At 43.1% G+C, this 19,218-nt stretch carries 17 protein-coding genes and 1 pseudogene; 12 read left to right on the top strand and 6 right to left on the bottom strand.

The genetic code is table 11. From position 1 onward, the window contains the following. Positions 1-40: 40 nt before the first annotated feature. Positions 41-925: a lysozyme inhibitor LprI family protein gene (locus ACR64G_RS08910; RefSeq protein WP_435978947.1), complete on the top strand. Its 885-nt coding sequence runs from the start codon at positions 41-43 to the stop codon at positions 923-925. A 59-nt stretch (positions 926-984) separates the two neighbouring features. Here ACR64G_RS08910 and ACR64G_RS08905 read toward each other — a convergent pair whose 3' ends face one another. The 5 genes and pseudogenes from ACR64G_RS08905 to ACR64G_RS08885 all read right to left on the bottom strand — a co-directional run bounded on the left by ACR64G_RS08905 (position 985) and on the right by ACR64G_RS08885 (position 5,143). Next, entirely contained in the window at positions 985-2,445 is a 1,461-nt protein-coding gene (locus tag ACR64G_RS08905; protein ID WP_435978946.1) for a lytic murein transglycosylase, read from the bottom strand. A gap of 152 nt (positions 2,446-2,597) precedes the next feature. Next, positions 2,598-3,398 (bottom strand): MipA/OmpV family protein, encoded by an 801-nt coding sequence (locus tag ACR64G_RS08900; RefSeq protein WP_435978945.1) that lies wholly within the window; start codon positions 3,396-3,398, stop codon positions 2,598-2,600. Positions 3,399-3,467: 69 nt separating this feature from the next. Beyond that, a complete protein-coding gene (locus ACR64G_RS08895) occupies positions 3,468-4,454 on the bottom strand; it encodes a rhomboid family intramembrane serine protease (RefSeq protein ID WP_435978944.1) in 987 nt (328 codons plus the stop codon). Positions 4,455-4,520: 66 nt separating this feature from the next. After that, positions 4,521-4,742: pseudogene (locus ACR64G_RS08890) on the bottom strand (alpha-hydroxy-acid oxidizing protein); the annotation flags it as partial. Between the two features lie 47 nt (positions 4,743-4,789). Next, positions 4,790-5,143 (bottom strand): glutaredoxin family protein, encoded by a 354-nt coding sequence (locus ACR64G_RS08885; RefSeq protein ID WP_435978943.1) that lies wholly within the window; start codon positions 5,141-5,143, stop codon positions 4,790-4,792. Between the two features lie 204 nt (positions 5,144-5,347). Between ACR64G_RS08885 and mtgA the strand changes: the two genes are divergently transcribed. The 6 genes from mtgA (at position 5,348) to ACR64G_RS08855 (ending at position 9,800) form a co-directional block, all read left to right on the top strand. Beyond that, a complete protein-coding gene (gene mtgA / locus ACR64G_RS08880; protein WP_435978942.1) occupies positions 5,348-6,034 on the top strand; it encodes a monofunctional biosynthetic peptidoglycan transglycosylase in 687 nt (228 codons plus the stop codon). 124 nt (positions 6,035-6,158) lie between these two features. Beyond that, positions 6,159-8,282, top strand: coding sequence for a polyphosphate kinase 1 (gene ppk1, locus ACR64G_RS08875; RefSeq protein WP_435980694.1), 2,124 nt, complete (start codon positions 6,159-6,161; stop codon positions 8,280-8,282). 212 nt (positions 8,283-8,494) lie between these two features. After that, a complete protein-coding gene (locus tag ACR64G_RS08870) occupies positions 8,495-8,659 on the top strand; it encodes a hypothetical protein (protein ID WP_435978941.1) in 165 nt (54 codons plus the stop codon). 176 nt (positions 8,660-8,835) lie between these two features. Beyond that, complete coding sequence (locus ACR64G_RS08865) at positions 8,836-9,111, top strand: hypothetical protein (RefSeq protein WP_435978940.1); 276 nt, start codon at positions 8,836-8,838, stop codon at positions 9,109-9,111. A gap of 41 nt (positions 9,112-9,152) precedes the next feature. Continuing rightward, positions 9,153-9,533, top strand: a complete 381-nt coding sequence (locus ACR64G_RS08860; RefSeq protein WP_435978939.1) for a hypothetical protein — start codon at positions 9,153-9,155, stop codon at positions 9,531-9,533. A gap of 63 nt (positions 9,534-9,596) precedes the next feature. After that, a complete protein-coding gene (locus ACR64G_RS08855) occupies positions 9,597-9,800 on the top strand; it encodes a hypothetical protein (protein ID WP_435978938.1) in 204 nt (67 codons plus the stop codon). A 117-nt stretch (positions 9,801-9,917) separates the two neighbouring features. On the opposite strand, the gene ACR64G_RS08850 is transcribed toward ACR64G_RS08855, so the two are convergent. Beyond that, positions 9,918-10,631, bottom strand: a complete 714-nt coding sequence (locus ACR64G_RS08850) for a tRNA-(ms[2]io[6]A)-hydroxylase (RefSeq protein ID WP_435978937.1) — start codon at positions 10,629-10,631, stop codon at positions 9,918-9,920. 426 nt (positions 10,632-11,057) lie between these two features. Here ACR64G_RS08850 and ACR64G_RS08845 point away from each other — a divergent pair, with 426 nt between their 5' ends. From ACR64G_RS08845 to kdsA, 5 genes are all read left to right on the top strand, one after another. Continuing rightward, positions 11,058-13,256, top strand: a complete 2,199-nt coding sequence (locus ACR64G_RS08845) for a malate synthase G (protein WP_435978936.1) — start codon at positions 11,058-11,060, stop codon at positions 13,254-13,256. 522 nt (positions 13,257-13,778) lie between these two features. Then, positions 13,779-14,879 carry a porin gene (locus ACR64G_RS08840; RefSeq protein ID WP_435978935.1) on the top strand — a complete coding sequence of 367 codons (1,101 nt, stop codon included), beginning with the start codon at positions 13,779-13,781 and terminating at the stop codon, positions 14,877-14,879. 431 nt (positions 14,880-15,310) lie between these two features. Next, positions 15,311-16,309 carry a porin gene (locus tag ACR64G_RS08835; RefSeq protein ID WP_435978934.1) on the top strand — a complete coding sequence of 333 codons (999 nt, stop codon included), beginning with the start codon at positions 15,311-15,313 and terminating at the stop codon, positions 16,307-16,309. Between the two features lie 174 nt (positions 16,310-16,483). Then, positions 16,484-18,115 (top strand): CTP synthase, encoded by a 1,632-nt coding sequence (locus tag ACR64G_RS08830; protein WP_435978933.1) that lies wholly within the window; start codon positions 16,484-16,486, stop codon positions 18,113-18,115. A gap of 196 nt (positions 18,116-18,311) precedes the next feature. Next, positions 18,312-19,187, top strand: coding sequence for a 3-deoxy-8-phosphooctulonate synthase (gene kdsA, locus ACR64G_RS08825; RefSeq protein ID WP_435978932.1), 876 nt, complete (start codon positions 18,312-18,314; stop codon positions 19,185-19,187). Positions 19,188-19,218: the final 31 nt, after the last annotated feature.

Genomic DNA, 19,218 nt, shown 5'->3' with positions numbered 1-19,218 from the left:
GTATAGAAATGTATCGAAGGTAGTACTACTAGGCACTATCTTGACTGCTGTAGGTTGCAATCAAATATCGAATATAGGTAGCAAGAAGATTGAATGTGGTGATCCTGATGCTGTAACTTTGTTAAAAGAAGTATTACAAAAATCGATTGATTCGAATGCTAAGAGTTACGGTGAAGCGTTCGAAACTAGAACATCAGGATCTAATATACGTGCCAGTATTAATGAATTGACCACAGATATTTCTCAAATCCGTACCACGAAAGAAGATCCTCAAAGTACTAAAAACTTCTGCATGGGAACGTTGAAAGTTACTATTCCAGTGAATATGATAGAAAACGCTAACTTTACTCGAGAGTATTACGGCGAACTAGACGTCGAAGAAGATGCTTATCAGCAAGACATAGATCTAGATGCTAACGCTTTAACTTATGCCGCAGAATATTCAGTACAACCGACAGATGATGGCGAAGTTGTTTTTGTAGAAATGCAGAATGGTAGTGATTTGTCTAATTTTATAGCTAATATCGTCGTTGATGCTAATCAAAAAAGCAACGTACAGAAGCAAAAAGCGGTAGAAAACAAATCAATAGCCCAAGCTGCTGTTGACGCCGAAAAAGCTGAAGAGTTTGCAGCTACTGAGGCTAAAAATGCTTTAGCTTCAGTAGCTGCAGAGCAAGCTGCTGTCAAAGCTGAAATGGATTATAAACGCAGCGAGTTTAACGTACTATGGAAATCAGCTTCTACCTCAGCACAACAATCATTAACAGATAATCAGGCACAGTGGGTCAATTATCGGGATGAAACTTGTGTCGATGAAGCAAGAAATGCCGAATCTGTTCGTCAGGAGATTGTCAGAATGGAATGTATCACTAGAATGCTAGGTGAACGCTATTACGAGGTCAAAAGTTATTTCGACAGTTACTAATGATGAATATAACAACTATATTTTCAATGAATAGCTATTAAAATAGCTATTCATTAAAGTTAACGTCTTTTTTTATTCCTTAGAATTATTATTAACAATAGGAATAAGCTTATCATTATAGCTATAAAAACTTTAACATCAAAAAACCAAGGAATTCTAGGTTCAGATCTAGTTGTTGTCTTACTGGCACTGTAGGAGTTACCAGTGCTTGATAGTGTTTCACCAGTACTATTTCCTGCACTTTGAGTGGCATTATTTTGCGCTTGTACTGGGGCAATAACAATCTGATCAACACTTTTCAATAAGTACTGATGAATTTTTTTACCTGCCTTACCATCAGGATCCAGGTCGCTATCAGCTTGATAGTCTTGAATAGCACTACGTGTGCCATCTCCGATAATACCATCTACCTTGCCAACGTCATAACCCAGCAGATTTAGAGCTTCTTGCACCTCTTTAGACTCTTTTCGGCTCAACCCTGGATCATCAGTAGGCCAAGGGGTCACAAAATCAACGCCAAGATTCTTTTCTTCTATAAGTTTGGAGAGATGCGCAATGGCCAAGGCGTAGTTTTCTGATGCATTATAAGCATAAAAAGCATCAAAATTACGACCTACCAAAAAAGCAGGACCTTGTTTACCTGATGGTAAAAATAACCCCGCCTTGTTTAGCGAGTCGGGCAGAGGTGCGCCATCTGTCAAGGTAATCCCTAAATTTCTCCAATGTGAAATAGATAGTTTGTTCTTACGGTCGCCAGATACGTTAATATTTGGTGGCAAAAGTACTTCATAACCCCAGGGCTGTTTAGATTGATACCCACTATTTTTTAGAAAGTTAGCTGTAGAAGCTAAAGCATCTGCTTGACTATTCACCAAGTCTTTTCGCCCGTCGCCATCACCATCTTTTGCTAACTGTAAAAAAGTAGAAGGCATGAATTGGGTTTGTCCAAAAGCGCCTGCCCATGAGCCTTTAAAATCAGTAGGTGAAATATCGCCTTGTTTGAGAATCTTTAGAGCACTAACATATTCACCGCGAAAGTAGCTTTGACGCCGTCCAAAGCACGACAGCGTCGCTAATGAGGTTATAACGTCTTTTTTGCCAAGAGTGATACCGAAATCTGATTCTACGCCCCAAACGCCTAAGACGTGATAACGATTGACACCATATTGCGATTCGATACGCTGTAAGATGTCAGCGTGTTGTTCGCCAGCTTTTATACCATCGATCACCCTCTGTTCATCGACAAGACTAGCCAGATAATCCCATGGCTCTTTTGAGAACTCAGGCTGATAATTTAGCGCTTTTAGAACGCTTGAGTCGCTACTTACGGGACGATATTGGTTAAAGACGCTTTTAATATTTGAAAAAGTTGCAGAATTACCCAGAGTATCTAAACAGGTCTTAAACTCTTCGTTGCCAATAATAGGACTTTCGCTTTGTGCTGCCTGACTGATATTAATTGTTGATAGTATGCTAAGAGGTAAAAACGTATAGATGAGTAGTAGATGGAACGAAGGCATAGCAGCACGCTCAGTAAGTGATGATCTAATCGGATTTTAGTAGAAAGCAAGATATATTTAGTAGTAGCTATTAAATTTTGTACGATCAGAAAACTGGGCTAAAAGCCCAGCCTACGTCAAATACTAAACCCCACCTTTTAAACTTCGAAACCCTAAAACTTATAAAGTAAGCCAAGAGTTGTCGTAGCATCAGTACGCGAGTCAACCATTGGGCTATCGTACTGCTCGTTTGGTAGATAGCTCAAGCTTTGATTAAAGAACCCTGCAAAGCGATCATTGAAGTCGTAATTGGCACTAACGTTAACATACGGATTTAAGCTTGAATTGGACTTGTAAGCGTCAACACCGGTGTCCGCAGATTCTTCATCACTAACGCCGTAATAGTACTCATTGTAGTCATCATCGTTATACTCAAAACCAATGCTTGGATAAACAGTCAGCTTGTTTTTAGTGATGCGCGCCAGATATGTGAGGCGGGCAGTAGTACCGCCGCTACGGTCTAAGACATCAGTGGCAGCCTGAATACGAAAGCCGCCAACAGGCGTACGGCGTAAGTAGCTAAGACCTGCAGCGGCTGATGACTTACGTTTATCTAGACCTTGGAGTGCGCCATTGGCATCATCAGGATCGAACTCGCTGCCTGCCAATTGGGCATAAGCGGCCAGCTGATTGGTGCCATCATTGACGATGTAAGCACCAACTTGAGCGCCGCGTGCATAGTATTTATTGTTGTCGTAGAACACGCCTGGCAAGACACGCACCTGCTCATCATCCAAGTCATAGGCACTATTGGCGTACAACACATTGATACCGACGCTAAGCTCAGCATCTTGATCAGCGGGTAGATTTTTGAATAGGGCCGCGTTAGCAGGGCTGCCAATGCTAAATAAAGTAGCAGCGGCTAGGGCAGTCAATAAAAAACGGTTACGAATAGGAGCGGATTGATTTGACATAGTCGGATCTCATGAGCAGGTAAAAGAAAGTAAGGTGACGCTTTAATTGATAATGTGGATGTAGAGCACTTATTCATTCGCCGCGAGTACTTGCAATATTTGATTGTGTATATCTTGCCACCACCATACAAAACCAATCATGATAATGAACATCGTAAGCCAAGGCAGTAGTTGCCAAATAATACCAGTTTTTATAGGCTTAGGCGAAAGAGGTTTGGCAGCAACTTTGGCTAAGTTATCAGGGTGAGTCGTCGTATTCACAGAGTAACTATGGCTAGGGTTGTTACTAGAATCATGCTCTAAGTTTACAGGGATTTGGCTACCATTATCACTAAAAATATCGTTAAGCGGTTGATGACTGTGATCGATAACTTGAGGAGTGGTTGTTGCCAAATGGTTTTTGTACTCAGCAATAGCTTGTCGTTGAGCGGCTAGACGTTGACGATACGCAAATGCAAAGCCAAGGGCAATAATCCCTCCAGTAATTGCACCGCCAATATGCCCAGCGTTATCAATACCTGGTACCGCAAAGCCGTAAACCAGATTAATACCCATAATCAGTATCAGACTCTTTAGATTAAGCACCATGCCATTGACAGATATCTTAAACAGCGCCGCTATCAATAGTGCTGCGCCAATACCCATAATGCCGCCAGATGCGCCAGCGGATAACCCCGGCTGCGCTGAGCCATCCAAGATGCCTTGCCATGTTACCTGACTATTGAGCAGATTGCCGCCGATAGCGGCGAGCAAAAATAGCGCTAAAAACTTCGCGGAACCAAACATCGGCTCTGCCACTTGCCCAAAAAAATACATGGCAAAACCATTAAATAATAAATGCATCAAACCAATATGCAAAAATGCACTACTAACCAGTCGCCACGGGTCATCTACCATTGTAAGCGGCAAAGCATTAGCACCCCAATAGAGCAGTGCTTCGGTCGAGGGGTTGTTAGCGTCAACGCCTGTGAGCACTTGTACGATAAATAGTCCGATAAAACCGACTAATAATAAGGTGCTAATAGGCGCAGTCTTTAGTAATTGCTGTATGGTCATAAATAGGTATCAGTTAAAAGGTCATGATAAACAGTGCAAGATAAGCCAATCATCAAATCAAAAAAGCTACCAGCGCATCGGTGCAAGATAAGGGCGTCCAGATTTTAGGTGCTCATAAGTACCTTTGACCAAGATATCATCAGTCACTTGGGTGATGTGAGTATGACCACAAAACGCCATACTCACATCACATTCCTTGTAAATAAGCGCCAAAGCGCGGCGTACGCCATCTTCACCATAAGCGCCAAGCCCGTACAAAAACGCGCGTCCGATCATCGTATCTTCACTCTCAGTAATCTTATTCAAATCTCTCATAGGGTTCTCGCTCATGATTACTAAGATAGTAATTGCTGCAAATCCATGACCGAAAACGGATAGTTGAGACGCCGCGTAGGTGTCAATAGCACAGGAATAGTGGTCGCAAATTGCATCATTAATGTGTCATCGAAGTCGGCAATATCAACATCAGAGTAGTCGATAGGCTGCACCGCCAAAAAGCGTATCATCAGTACTTTGGCGTCTTCACATAGATGACAGTGAGACGTACCCAACAACCACCAAGCCTCGCTATTATTTTTATATAAGTGGGGTAGCACTGTCATAATAGAGGTGCGAAGTTCTGCTACTGACGGTTCTATGCCACCAGGTTCATGTTTGCTAGGCTCAAAACCCACTATGTCTGTATTCATATACACACTCTTACTTTAACTATTTAATACTAAGCTTTGAAGCCTCAAAGCCATAGCTTAATGCCACTATTCTATTACTATATGATAAAGAAATCGCAGCAATAATGACAGCGATTGCCCAATTAGGTAAGATAGCTTGCTAGTTTTGATTAGCGCCTCTTTTTTTATTACTTTCAATACTTTTAATTATTTGGATATTAGAGCATGACAAGTTTTGGCAACGTTATCAAAAAAATGCTATTGGCTTTTGTGCTGTTAGTGGTTGCTTTTCATGTATTGGTCGCAGGTTTGCTACTGATATGGAAAACCCAGCCCATTAATAACAGCATGTTCATGCTCACGCATCGCCTGACAGGTGGCGAGGTCACGCAGACTTGGGTGGAGTATGACAACATCGCCAAATCGGCCAAACAAGCGGCTATTGTCAGCGAAGACTCAAAGTTCACGCAGCACAATGGCTTTGATCTCGAAGGTATCGAAGTCGCCATGAAGAAAAATGAAGCCTCTGGCAAAGCGTCCGCAGGCGGCTCAACGATCACCCAGCAGCTTGCCAAAAATCTATTTTTGACATCGCATCGCTCCTACATTCGTAAAGGCGAGGAGGCGATCATTACCGTTATGATAGAAACCATCTGGGACAAGCGGCGAATTTTGGCGGCTTATCTCAATGTCGCTGAGTTCGGTAATGGTATCTACGGTATAGAGGAAGCGGCGCAATATTATTTCGATAAATCTGCTGACAACCTCAACCGCGACGAGTCGGCGCTGCTTATCGGTATGCTGACCAATCCCAAATACTATCAGGACAATAAAGGCGACAAACGCCTGCGTAATAAGCAGCGCATTATCAAAAAACGGATGAAAAATGCAGCTCTGCCGCAAGCTGCCTAACGATGAGTAATAACTAAGGGTAACAATAGAGGACGACACCATGAGCACTGCTGACGCAACGCATCACATAGCATTTGATACTAACCACGATGATAAGCTTATCTCAGATAGCGCTCAGACCAAGATGGCTTTAACTGAAGTAGCTTGGCAGCGCTCCGAAGATGGTAGCTATTCACCAAGTAGTTACATCAATCGCGATTTGTCCCTATTACAGTTTCACTTACGAGTGCTCGCGCAAGCGGCCGATCCGCGTCATCCACTGCTTGAGCGTTTGTTCTTTTTAATTATATTTTCATCGAACATGGACGAGTTCTTTGAGATTCGCGTCGCAGGTATCATGCAAAAGCTCAATCTAGGCAACGTGGTCAATAGCCCTTACGGTATGCGCCCAAGCGAGGTGCTGGGTGAGATATCCGCAGTTGCGCACGATGCTATCGATGAGCAGTACCGCATACTAAACGAAGACATCTTGCCCGCTCTTGCCCTTGAGGACATCCGCTACCTCAAACGCGATGAGCTAAATAGCGAGCAATCAGCATGGATGAAGCGCTACTTTACCGAGCAAGTCTCGCCCGTACTCACGCCGATTAGCATTGATCCGGCGCACCCGTTCCCGCGCCTGGTCAATAAAAGCCTAAACTTTATTGCCACCTTAGAAGGCAAAGACGCTTTTGGTCGCGATATTAATTTGGCTATTGTCCCTGCGCCGCGTAGCTTACCGCGAGTGATTCGTCTGCCTGATGAGCTCACAGGTGGCAAGGAGCATCATGTCATGCTCTCAGCGATTATTCATGAGCACGTCGGCGAGCTGTTTCCGGGGATGAATGTCACCGGTTGTCACCAGTTTAGGCTGACGCGTAACGCTGATTTGGATTTGGCAGACGATGTCGATGATATTGCAAAGGCATTAGAGGGCGAGCTTGAAAACCGCCGTTTTGGGGACAAAGTGCGTTTAGAGGTCACAACCGATTGCCCAACGCCGATTAGTGATTATTTACTCAATGAGTTTGAGCTTCATGACAATCAGCTCTACCGCGTCAATGGTCCTGTGAACTTAACGCGCTTGCTGTTTGATTTTAATATTCCAAAGCTGCGTTATCAGCCCTTTACCCACATTATGCCCAAGCCGTTTCGCCGCGAGGTCGATAAACTCGACAAAGCTACCAGTATGTTCGCCGCTATGCGTAAAGGCGACGTACTAGTGCACCATCCTTTTCATTCGTTCGCGCCTATTGTCAATCTGCTATGGCAAGCCGCTAGTGACCCCAAAGTATTAGCCATCAAGCAAACCCTCTACCGCTCAGGTACCAATTCAGAAATCGTCAAAGCGCTAGCAGCAGCGGCCCGCAATGGCAAAGAGGTCACTGCGGTCATTGAACTGCGTGCGCGCTTTGATGAAGCCTCCAACATCGCCGTCGCCAACTTCTTACAAGAGGCAGGCGCGGTCGTCGTCTATGGCATCGTTGGCTACAAGACCCATGCCAAGCTCATGCTCATCGTCCGCCGTGAAGACGACAAAATTCGCCGCTATATTCATCTAGGAACGGGCAATTATCACGCGGCAAACGCCAAGGTCTATACCGACTATGGTCTATTTAGCGCCGATCCTGATATATCAGAGGATGTGCACAAAATCTTCCAAGAGCTGACTGGCATGGGTAAACCTGCCACTCTCAAAAAGCTTTTGCATGCGCCATTTACGCTACATGACAAGCTCATGGATTTTATCGATGCCGAGATTGCTCATGTACAAGCGGGCAAGCGGGCGCACATTATTATCAAGGTAAATGCTTTAACTGAGCGTCGCCTGATAGACAAGCTCTACGACGCCTCTCAAGCTGGGGTCAAGATTGAGCTGATTTTGCGCTCTATGTGCTGTTTGCGTCCGCAAGTCAAAGGTCTGTCTGAGAACATTACAGTACGCTCTGTCATCGGGCGTTTTTTGGAGCACACGCGCGTATATTACTTTTATAATGACGGCAAAAAGCGTCTGTACTGTGCTAGTGCCGATTGGATGGATCGCAACTTGTTTAACCGTGTTGAGGTAGCCTTTCCAATTGAAGACAAAAAGTTGTTCAAGCAAATATATATAGATGGTTTGCAAAACTATTTACAAGATAACGTACAAGCTTGGACGCTTAACGGCACAGGGCAGTGGCAAAAAGTCAAACGTACAGACGACGAGCCATTACATATCGCTCAAGACCATCTACTAAAGATTATTAATGGTGTGGGCGCGCCCGTGTGACAAAACAGGTACGTACTATAATGTTCCTGAAAGTTACAAACTCGTTGGTCGCATCACATTTATTCACATTTTAATACCGCAGCGTACTGGTATGATAATACTCAAGCTACTTATACTTAACTGTGATTTAGCCTAGCTCTATTTAGGATTATACCAAAGCCTAATATTTTACTAATACTAAACGACAATCATAACAATCTTGGAGCCACATCATGAAAAACGATAAGACAACCTCGGATGTAACAGATGCTGCACAGAATGCTGACGCTGATCAAATAAAAAAGAATCTCGATGATCAACCATCAGATAACCAAGCAAAAAATTTAGAGGACAATCAAGCCCCATTTATTGATGAGTCTGCACGCACTGATCAGTAATAACGGTTGATAAAGTTAGCACTCAAAATCTCTAATATCATGTAGACGTCTTGGGCACTCAATGCTGAGCTATCTACGATGAACATATAATCTGATACTTATGTAACTAATACTAGTATTACTAATATCTATGTAAACAGTACTTATACTAGCGGTGCTCATACAAGGAAAATGCTATGACTGCTCCAACGAATAATGAACATCCTAACAACGAAGAAAGAGTTCCTGTCAGCGATCCTGTAGCGGGAAGCACTACTCACCCAAAAGCTATCAACCCAAAAGACAGCTATGAAGGACGCAAGCACGATCCTAAGATAGACGGTCCAGAACAAGCCTCTCAAGAAACAGATGAGGTCTACTCAGATCCTCGCAAAGAAGAGAATCTACCAGCAGGTGGCAAAAAAATTGCAGATCTAAATGCTCACGACTTGAGTCAAAATAATAATATTTAGATCTTAGGTAAGTATATTTAATAATAACAAGGGATATAACAATGAATACTAACGATCCAGCTTTAAGCAAGACCCGTATAGACAATACCGAGAGAGAAGGCGGCGCTACTATCGTAAATGATGATGCGCATAATTTGGCATCAAACAACCACGACGAAATCGAAGACAATACTAGAGTGAATAAAGGTACTCAGACCTTTAATAATGATGTTGTAGATAGTAAACATGTCAATGATGGTGATAACCCAGCGCGTCAGCCTGATCGCCGTGATCAGCAAGGTAGTACGGCTTTTGATGACAATATCAATGAAGAGACCGTTGGAAGTGAAGCACCCCAAAGTCGTGAAATCACTGATAATAATCGATATGCTACTGTCAACAACGCACAAACCCGTACTTTGACACCTGATGAAGAAGACTAATCGCAGCGGTTCACAAGTACTATCGAAAAAAGGTCTAACAATCGATTTTATTAGGAGTAGGCTATGAGTACACCAAAAAACACGCAAGATGATAATATTGACTACAAGCTAAAAGATGCCAATAACAATAAAGGTATCGTGCCAGATGACGCTTTGCAAAAAGTCAATCCAGCCGCCGCTGAACGCGCGACTGATGACCATGATCCGCACAATATAGCTAAAGATAATGGACAGTATGATAGCAGCGTTACTGAGTCCAAAAAGTGAGACTAGTAGCCTAATTATAGTGCTAGCATGAGTACTAATATCAATCACTTTGAGTAAAACTAAAAAAGCAGTGACTGACAGTCAGTGACTGCTTTTTTGGGTATAAAGATAAAAGACTTATATAGGTATGCCGCTATGAAAACGTAACTCTTTATCCGGAGTGGATATCAGGTCGCTCTCTACGACCTTAAAAAAGGCAACGCGCTCATCGATACACTCGTCAGATAGCGACTGCGCCAGTGCTAAATAATCCTCGAAATGACGGCTCTCAGACTTGAGTAGATAACGATAGTACTTAGCCAAGCGCGGATCGTCTATAACCTCACTCAGCGCCGCAAAACGCTCACAAGAACGCGCTTCGATAAAAGCGCCGATGATAAGGACATCTATCATAGCCGCAGGCTCAAAGGTACGTTTATGCGTTAGCATGCCTTTGGCATAACGCCCCGCACCTAAATGCATCCAATCTTGTCCACGCTCTTTCATAATATTCAATACTTGCTCGTAATGTAGCATCTCTTCACGTATCAACTGAGCCAATTTGCACTGTAGATCATACGCAAACTCATAGCGAAAGATGAGGTTCATTGCCGTACCTGCGGCCTTTTTTTCGCAATTGGCATGATCTTGAATAATTAGTGGTAGATTATTTGTTGCCGCACTGATCCAAGCTTGCGAAGTGCGCATGCCTAAGAACTCATAAACAGCAGTCAGGTCTATACTAGAAGTAGCATTCAGTTGTTTGTTAATATCATCATCTCTGCTCTTTAAAAAGTTTTGGGTTTGTAGCTTATCGCTGATTTTTATTTTATCTGTTTGCTCTGTGTTCATAGTGTTAAGGCTCTCCCTATGGTAATACTTCATTCTTTATCACTAATTGTATCAAGTGCACCGTTATTAGGCAGATTTTAAAGTCAAATTGCATTGAAATGAATGCTTACAGTTTAACTTTACTGCCTAGTCGTTTGATAGGCATATGACATTACGGCTGTCAAAGCCTGATAAGATATAGGGTATCACTATGATACAGTACCAACATTTAGCCAAGAAATAGCATATCCTTGTTTATTTCTTTATTTGATAGTAGGATAATATTTTGCTTTGTAGGCAAGATATCTTACTATCAAATATATATCTAAATCCCTTACTGTTAATCGCTAAGCACCCTACTATAGGGAATCAAAGACGACTGTTTATATAAGCGTTTAATCAATCACTTAACATTTATAATGATTACCAAAATAAAAGGACATCTGTATGAGTCAGCATTCTCAAACCAATCGTATCCAAAAAGGAATTCTTGCTATTGACCAAAAGCTGTATGACTTTATCGAAAATGAAGTCCTACCCAAAGTTGGTGTTGACTCAGACAGCTATTGGTCAGGGTTTGAGAAGGTTATCAAAGAATTCACTCCACGTAACAAAGCGCTACTGGCTACTCGTGAAAAGATGCAAAAGAAGATCGATCAGTGGCATCTAGATAATCCTACCAAAAGCGGCAAGATCGATACTGCAGCTTACAAGCAATTCTTGCAAGAGATTGGATACCTTTTACCAGAAAGTGAAAACTTCAAAGTCAGCACTCAAAACGTCGATGATGAGATTGCACATATTGCAGGACCGCAGTTGGTCGTACCCGTACGTAACGCGCGCTATGCACTAAACGCGACTAACGCGCGCTGGGGCAGCTTGTACGATGCTCTATACGGTACTGACGTCATTAGTGATGACAACGGTCAAGAAGCGACTGGCGGCTACAATCCGACTCGCGGTGCTGCGGTTGTCGCCTACGCCAAAAACTTCTTAGATGAGAGTTTTGCATTAGCATCAGGCTCTTATACAGATGTGACTGGCTTTAGAGTCGTTGACGGTACGCTTGAGATCGCTCAAAGCGAGAGCAGCACTCAACTACAAGATTCCGCTAAATTTGTCGGGTTTATCGGTGATGCTGATAGTCCAACAGGTATCTTGCTTAAGAATAACAATTTACATGCAGAGATTCAGATTGACGCCGCTCATCCAGTAGGCAAAGATGATCCTGCCAATATTAAAGACGTTCTACTAGAGTCAGCGATTACCGCTATCCAAGATTGTGAAGATTCAATCGCTGCCGTAGACGCCGAAGAAAAAGTCGAAGTCTATCGTAACTGGTTAGGCCTGATGAATGGCGATTTGCAAGAGACCTTTGAGAAAGGTGGCAAGACACGCACTCGTAAACAAAATCCAGATCGCGAATACACGACGATAGATGGCGGCAAACTGATTTTGCCAGGTCGCTCGTTACTGCTCATTCGTAACGTCGGTCATCTGATGCAGAATCCAGCTATTTTAGTTGATCTGGGTAATGGTCAAGAGGAGATCTTTGAGGGTCTCATGGATGGCTTGATTACGCCCCTATTGTCTTTAAATGATCTAAAAGGTAAAAGTGAGCTATCAAACTCACGCAAGGGTTCGATGTACATCGTCAAACCGAAGATGCACGGCCCTGATGAAGTCAAGATGGCCAACGACTTGTTCAATGCCTCAGAGGATTTATTGGGTCTTGAGCGCCATACACTCAAAATTGGCATTATGGATGAAGAGCGCCGCATGACGGTCAATCTAAAAGAAGCCATTCGAGAGGCCAAAGAGCGCGTTATCTTTATCAATACCGGTTTCTTGGATCGCACGGGCGATGAGATGCATACCAGTATGAATGCAGGCGCGTTCGTCCCTAAAGGCGATATGAAGTCGCAAGCATGGCAGCCCGCCTACGAGCAGTGGAACGTCGATATCGGCCTTGAAGTTGGCTTGCAAGGTCATGCTCAAATCGGTAAAGGTATGTGGGCAAAACCTGATGAAATGAGAGAGATGATGGAGACCAAGGCGGCTCATCCAAAATCGGGAGCTAGCACGGCTTGGGTACCATCACCAACAGGTGCAACCTTGCACGCTATGCACTATCATCAAGTGAATGTCGCGGACGTGCAAGACGAGCTAAAATCACGTGAGCGTGCCAGCTTAGATGACATCTTGACTATTCCACTCGCCGCCAACACTGATTGGAGCGATGAAGCGATACAAAACGAGCTTGATAACAATGCTCAGGGCATTTTGGGCTACGTGGTACGCTGGGTAAACCAAGGCGTCGGCTGCTCAAAAGTACCCGATATCAATGATGTAGGTCTCATGGAGGATCGTGCAACCTTGCGTATCTCAAGCCAGCACATCGCCAACTGGCTCCATCACAATGTGGTGAGCGAAGAGCAGGTTATGGAGACGATGAAGCGTATGGCAAAAGTCGTTGATGAGCAAAATGCTGATGATAGTGACTATCAGCCTATGGCAAGTGATTTCGACAACTCTTATGCATTCAAAGCGGCATGTGATCTGGTATTCAAAGGTCGCGAGCAGCCTAGTGGCTATACTGAGCCATTGTTGCATCAAGCGCGTCTTGATCTAAAAGCTAATGGCTAATTTGATAGAAATTTTTAGACAACTTTGTAAACTAGCGCCACTTGTCTTATGACAAGCGGCGTTTTTTTATATGCTAAAGCTTTAGCTTCACTGATAAATCAAGTACAGATACTATCGTCAAGCAAGATTAGAAGTACCATGTTATAGCGCAAATTTTATTTCAGCATTTGTAGGCCATGCACACCATAGTCTATAAGGAATTTTTGATATATAGCAAAAACAAATAAGTCAAAAAGATGTTGCAAATTATGTCAAAGTTGTTATGCTTATAGCCGAAGTATGAGTTTGGTAACGAATGTTACGCAATAAATTACCTAAGATAGATTTACACGAGTGTTCAATTTCCAATCCCCGTCGTGTTAGTTTAGGTTTTTTAAAGTAACAATACCTTATCACACTTTTTTCTGACTAATCCCGGTAGCCAGTTACACATTATATCTTTGGGGATTTGTGACGATACCATTATGAGCATCAGCTAATAATAGCGCGCTCATCATTAAAATTGTAAATTGGAGATATCCCGTGAAAAAGTTACTTCTAGCTACAGCAATCGCTGCTCTCTCTGTTTCTGCTGCCAATGCCGCACCACAACTATACGGCACAGCATTTCTTACTGCTGACTATGTTGACGTCGAAGTTGATGGTCAATCAATTGACTTAGATAACCCTGATTTTCGTGGCAATGAAGACAGCAGTACCGTACAAATTAACTCAAATACCTCAAAACTCGGCTTCAAAGGTTCTGAAGCGATGACTGCTAATACTGATGTTGTTTATCAGTTAGAGTATGGCATTAACATTGATGATACTGGCAGTGACAACATCGCTTTTAAAAGCCGTGATACTTACCTCGGTCTGGCGAACAAACAATACGGTGAATTTCGTTTTGGTCGCAACTACTCCGTTATCGATTACGTCAATAACGTAACCGTTAACAAAGGGTACTGGGACAACATTGGTGCTAGCAGCCTAAATGACGATGGTAGCTACAGTGGTGCTTTGAGCCTTACTGATGGTGGTCGTGTCAACAACTCAGCAGTATGGATTGCTCCTACTTATAATGGTCTACCATTAGCACTTGCACTACATTACGGCGCTGATGAAAACGACAGTGGCGATGAAGGTTATGCTGCCTCATTGATGTTTGATCCAGGCGCAGGCTTCACAGCTGGTGTTGCTTATGAGTCAGATATGTCTATCGATGGTGATATCATCCGTGGTACTGCTAGTGTCGATCTAAGTAATTATGTGGCTTACCCTGTAACGGTAGGTGCTTTGTATCAACAAGCTGACTTTGATGGCGGTGATGAAGAAGACGCATTAGTTCTTACTGCTAAGATGGGTCTGACGAACTTTGCTCGCCCAGCTTCTGTTTATCTTCAGTATGACACTGTAGAAAACTTAGGTGGCGTGAATGGCAACGACACAGACCAACTCGTACTAGGCGGCACATACAGCTTTAAAGACAACATGCTTGCTCATGCCTATATCGGTCAGAACTCTGCGGATTTAGATAATTTCGCAATTATTGATAACGATAATGATAATGACGATAATATGGTGGCTGTACGCGGTGATACTGACGTATTCGCTATCGGTGGCGGTCTACAGTACTTGTTCTAGTACTGACCCACGCATAGATATTCTTTGTATAGTAGTTAATATGCCAAAAACTCATCCTTCGGGGTGAGTTTTTTTATGGGTTATTTTAAATAAAGTCTGATTGATGCTCATAATTATCTAAAGTAAGCTAGAAATTTTTTGCAATCTATCTAAAACGATATATGTATCCATTTTAGATAGGCTACCTCACAAGATAGAAAAAAAGTACATAGCCATAAACCGCCGTTACATTATGAGTTGCTTCTCTGTAAATTTTGGTTTTTTCATCTTACAGTAATATAAAGTTGCTAAATTTATGTCTGACAGCGTCTAGTAGCAGGTTACACATCGTATTTTGAGGATTTGTGACGATATTATCGTAGGCACCAGCTAATTTTAGCGTGCTTATTACTGAAATTGTAAAGTGGAGATACCTTACGAAAAAATTACTTTTGGCGACAGCAATCACTGCTTTATTTATATCTACAACTCAAGCGGCACCGACTGTTTACGGTAAAGCGTTCGTCGGAGTGGATTATGTTAATACTGATATTGATGGTTTAGGTGTCGATGTAGGTGAAGACTCAATTCAAGTCAACTCATACTCATCGCGTATTGGTTTTAAAGGCTCTGAAGCAGCCACTGCTAATACTGATGTGATTTATCAACTCGAATATGGTGTCCGTGTCGATGGTACGAATAGAAATTTTCAAAGTCGTGATACTTACTTAGGATTTAATAATGATAAGTACGGTCAGTTTCGTTTTGGTCGGAATACTTCAGTTGTCGATTACGTAAACAATGTTGTAACTTCTGGTAGTGGTTATTGGGATAATCTAGGCGCGAATAACCTTGAGAGTAATGAAAAAGGTTTTAACTTAGCAGATAGTGGTCGTATCAATAATTCAGTAATCTGGAAAGCACCTAAATATAATGACATGCCATTAGATTTAGCACTTATGTACAAGGCTGATGAGTCATTTGATGGCGCTAGTGATGATGGTTTTGCAGCGGCTTTGATGTTTGATGCTGGTACTGGTATTACCGCTGGTGTCGCTTATGATAATGACGTCAATCTAGCTGGTGATCTTATCCGTGGTACGGTTACTGTCGATATGAGCAAGTATGTAGCTTACCCTGTAACCGTAGGCGCACTATATCAAGTCGCTGATTTTGACGCTACTCCTGAAGACGAAAGAGGCTATGTAGTAAGTGCTAAAATGGGCTTAACTAACTTTGCTAAACCAGCCGCTGTTTATGTTCAGTACAATAACACTGATAATCTCTTTGGTTCTGCTAACTCTGATTCGGACCAAATTGTTGTTGGTGGCGAGTACCAGTTTAAAAACAACATGATTGCTCATGCTTATGTTGGTCAAAACTCAGCTGATATTGCTGGTATTGATTATGATTTATTCGCAGCTGGTGGTGGTCTAGAATATAAATTCTAAATCAATACCTTGTATACATAGTATGTAAAAAGACTCATCCTTTGGGGTGAGTCTTTTTATATGAGCAATAAAACTTACTTAATGCTCAAGAATTTGAGTAAGTTTGAGTTTTACCCTATATTTCAGAGCGTATTTTTAGTAAAATCCTTCTTTACCAACGACCGACAGAATACTATGACCAAGTTTATATTTGTGACCGGTGGGGTAGTGTCCTCACTAGGAAAAGGTATTACCGCTGCATCCTTAGCCGCTATATTAGAAGCACGCGGCGTCAGTGTGACGATGACTAAGATGGATCCCTATATCAACGTCGATCCTGGTACGATGAGCCCATTCCAGCATGGTGAGGTGTTCGTCACTGAAGATGGTGCTGAGACCGATTTGGATTTGGGCTATTACGAGCGTTTTTTACGCCACTCAAAGATGAGCAAAAGTAATAACTTCACCAGCGGCCGTATCTACCAAAATGTATTGAACAAAGAGCGCCGTGGTGAGTATCTAGGGGGGACGGTACAGGTTATTCCGCACATTACTGATGAGATCAAAAGTAAAATCCTAGCGAGCGGTGCAGGCTATGATATCGCCATCATTGAGATCGGTGGTACCGTTGGCGATATCGAGTCACTACCCTTTATGGAAGCGGTGCGTCAGATGCAAGTCGAGCTTGGCCGTAACAAGGCTATGCTCATGCACTTAACGTTAGTGCCCTATATTGCAAGTGCTGGCGAAACTAAAACCAAACCGACTCAGCATTCGGTCAAGGAGCTACGCTCTATCGGTCTGCAACCAGATATCCTTATCTGCCGCTCTGATCATCATATCTCACAAGACAATCGCCGCAAGATTGCGCTATTTACCAACGTCGAAGAACGTGCGGTTATCATGTGTGAGGATGCCGATAGTATCTATCAAATTCCTCGTACGCTACATGAGCAAGATCTCGATGATTTGATTTGCGAGCGTTTTGGTTTGGACGTGCCAGAGGCGGATCTAAGTGATTGGGACCGCGTCGTAGAGGCGCAGCTCAATCCTGTATCTACGGTTACTGTCGCTATGGTCGGCAAATATGTTGAGCTGCCTGATGCCTACAAATCAATCAATGAAGCTTTGCTCCATGCGGGTATCACTCACCAAACCAAAGTCGTCATCGACTATATCGACGCCGAACACTTGGAGAGTAATAAAGACTTGTATCTACGCTTAGAAGATGCGGATGCTATCTTAGTACCAGGTGGTTTTGGTGAGCGCGGTACGATGGGCAAAATAAAAGCCATTACTTACGCTCGCGAAAACAAGGTGCCGTATTTTGGGATTTGCTTGGGGATGCAGCTGGCTGTGATCGAATATGCGCGTAATGTACTGGGTATCGATGCTAATTCTTCTGAGTTCGACCGCAAGACGGCAGAACCGATCATCGGTCTGATTACCGAGTGGCTTGATGAGCGCGGCGAGCTACAGATTCGCAGTGATGACTCAGACTTGGGCGGTACGATGCGTTTAGGCGCACAGCAGGCAGAGTTGGTCTCTGGTAGCAAGCTTGCGCAAATATACGGCGCTAATAATATCACGGAGCGTCATCGCCATCGTTATGAGATGAATAACCGTTATATCGAGCCATTAGAGCAATCAGGGATGATGATATCAGGGTACTCTGCCAAGCAGCATTTGGTCGAGTCGGTTGAGATCAGCGCACATCCTTGGTTCATCGCGGTACAGTTCCATCCTGAATTTACCAGCTCGCCACGCGGCGGTCATCCACTGTTTAATAGCTTTGTCAAAGCGGCTAAGAATTACAATGATAAGTAGCCTACACTAACGTATTAAATTTTAATCAATAAAAGACTAATCTACGGATTGGTCTTTTTTTATAAACGTTTGAGATTTAGTCGTCAGCCAATCGCCTCTATTAGCGTATCAAGACCTCATAGGTTTAGAGTAGGACAGGTCTTAATCTATCGGTTACAATAGCTATGAGTAATAACAATAAATAGGAAAACAGTTTATGGATAACGTATTAACAGCGCAATCACATATCGAACTAAAGACTCCCAGCGGTGAGATAATTAATATCGGCAATGATCAGCCTTTTGTACTTTTTGGCGGGATGAATGTCCTTGAGTCAAAACAGATGGCGTTTGAGATCGCTGAACAGTATGTCGAGACATGTGAGCGTCTGGGTATTGGCTACGTGTTCAAAGCCAGCTTCGATAAAGCCAATCGCTCAAGCCTACACTCATACCGAGGGCCTGGACTTGAGAAGGGTATAGACTGGCTAGGGCAAATCAAAGAAAAATTTCAAGTGCCAATTATCACTGATGTGCACGAACCTCATCAAGCTGCACCTGTTGCTAAAGTAGCTGATATTATCCAGTTGCCCGCGTTTTTATCCCGTCAAACTGATCTGGTCGAGTCTATGGCGAAAACAGGCGTCATCATCAATATCAAAAAAGCGCAGTTCCTAGCGCCGCATGAGATGCGTCATATCATGAATAAGTGCTTGGAGGCGGGCAATGATAAGCTTATCTTATGCGAGCGCGGTAGTGCTTTTGGTTATAACAACCTTGTCGTCGATATGCTAGGCTTTGATACCATGAAGCAGATGAATGTGCCTGTATTCTTTGATGTGACGCATAGCTTACAGCAGCCGGGCGCTCGTAGTGATAGCGCAGGCGGTCGCCGTGAGCAGATTACCACGCTGGCACGTGCTGGCATGGCAACGGGGCTGGCAGGGCTGTTTTTGGAGGCGCATCCGAGTCCTGAAACTGCCAAGTGTGATGGTCCCTGTGCACTAAGAACCAGTCAGCTTGAGCCGTTTTTAAGTCAATTAAAACAAATCGATGACTTGGTAAAAGGCTTTGAGGTATTAGATACTCAGTAAGCGATAGGATATCTAAACCAACTATAAAGGA

This window comes from Psychrobacter sp. DM4 (assembly GCF_051307035.1).
In the GTDB taxonomy this organism is placed as follows: Bacteria; Pseudomonadota; Gammaproteobacteria; order Pseudomonadales; family Moraxellaceae; genus Psychrobacter.
Note: the sequence above shows the minus strand (reverse complement) of the source record. Positions and strands in the feature narration are given on the sequence as shown.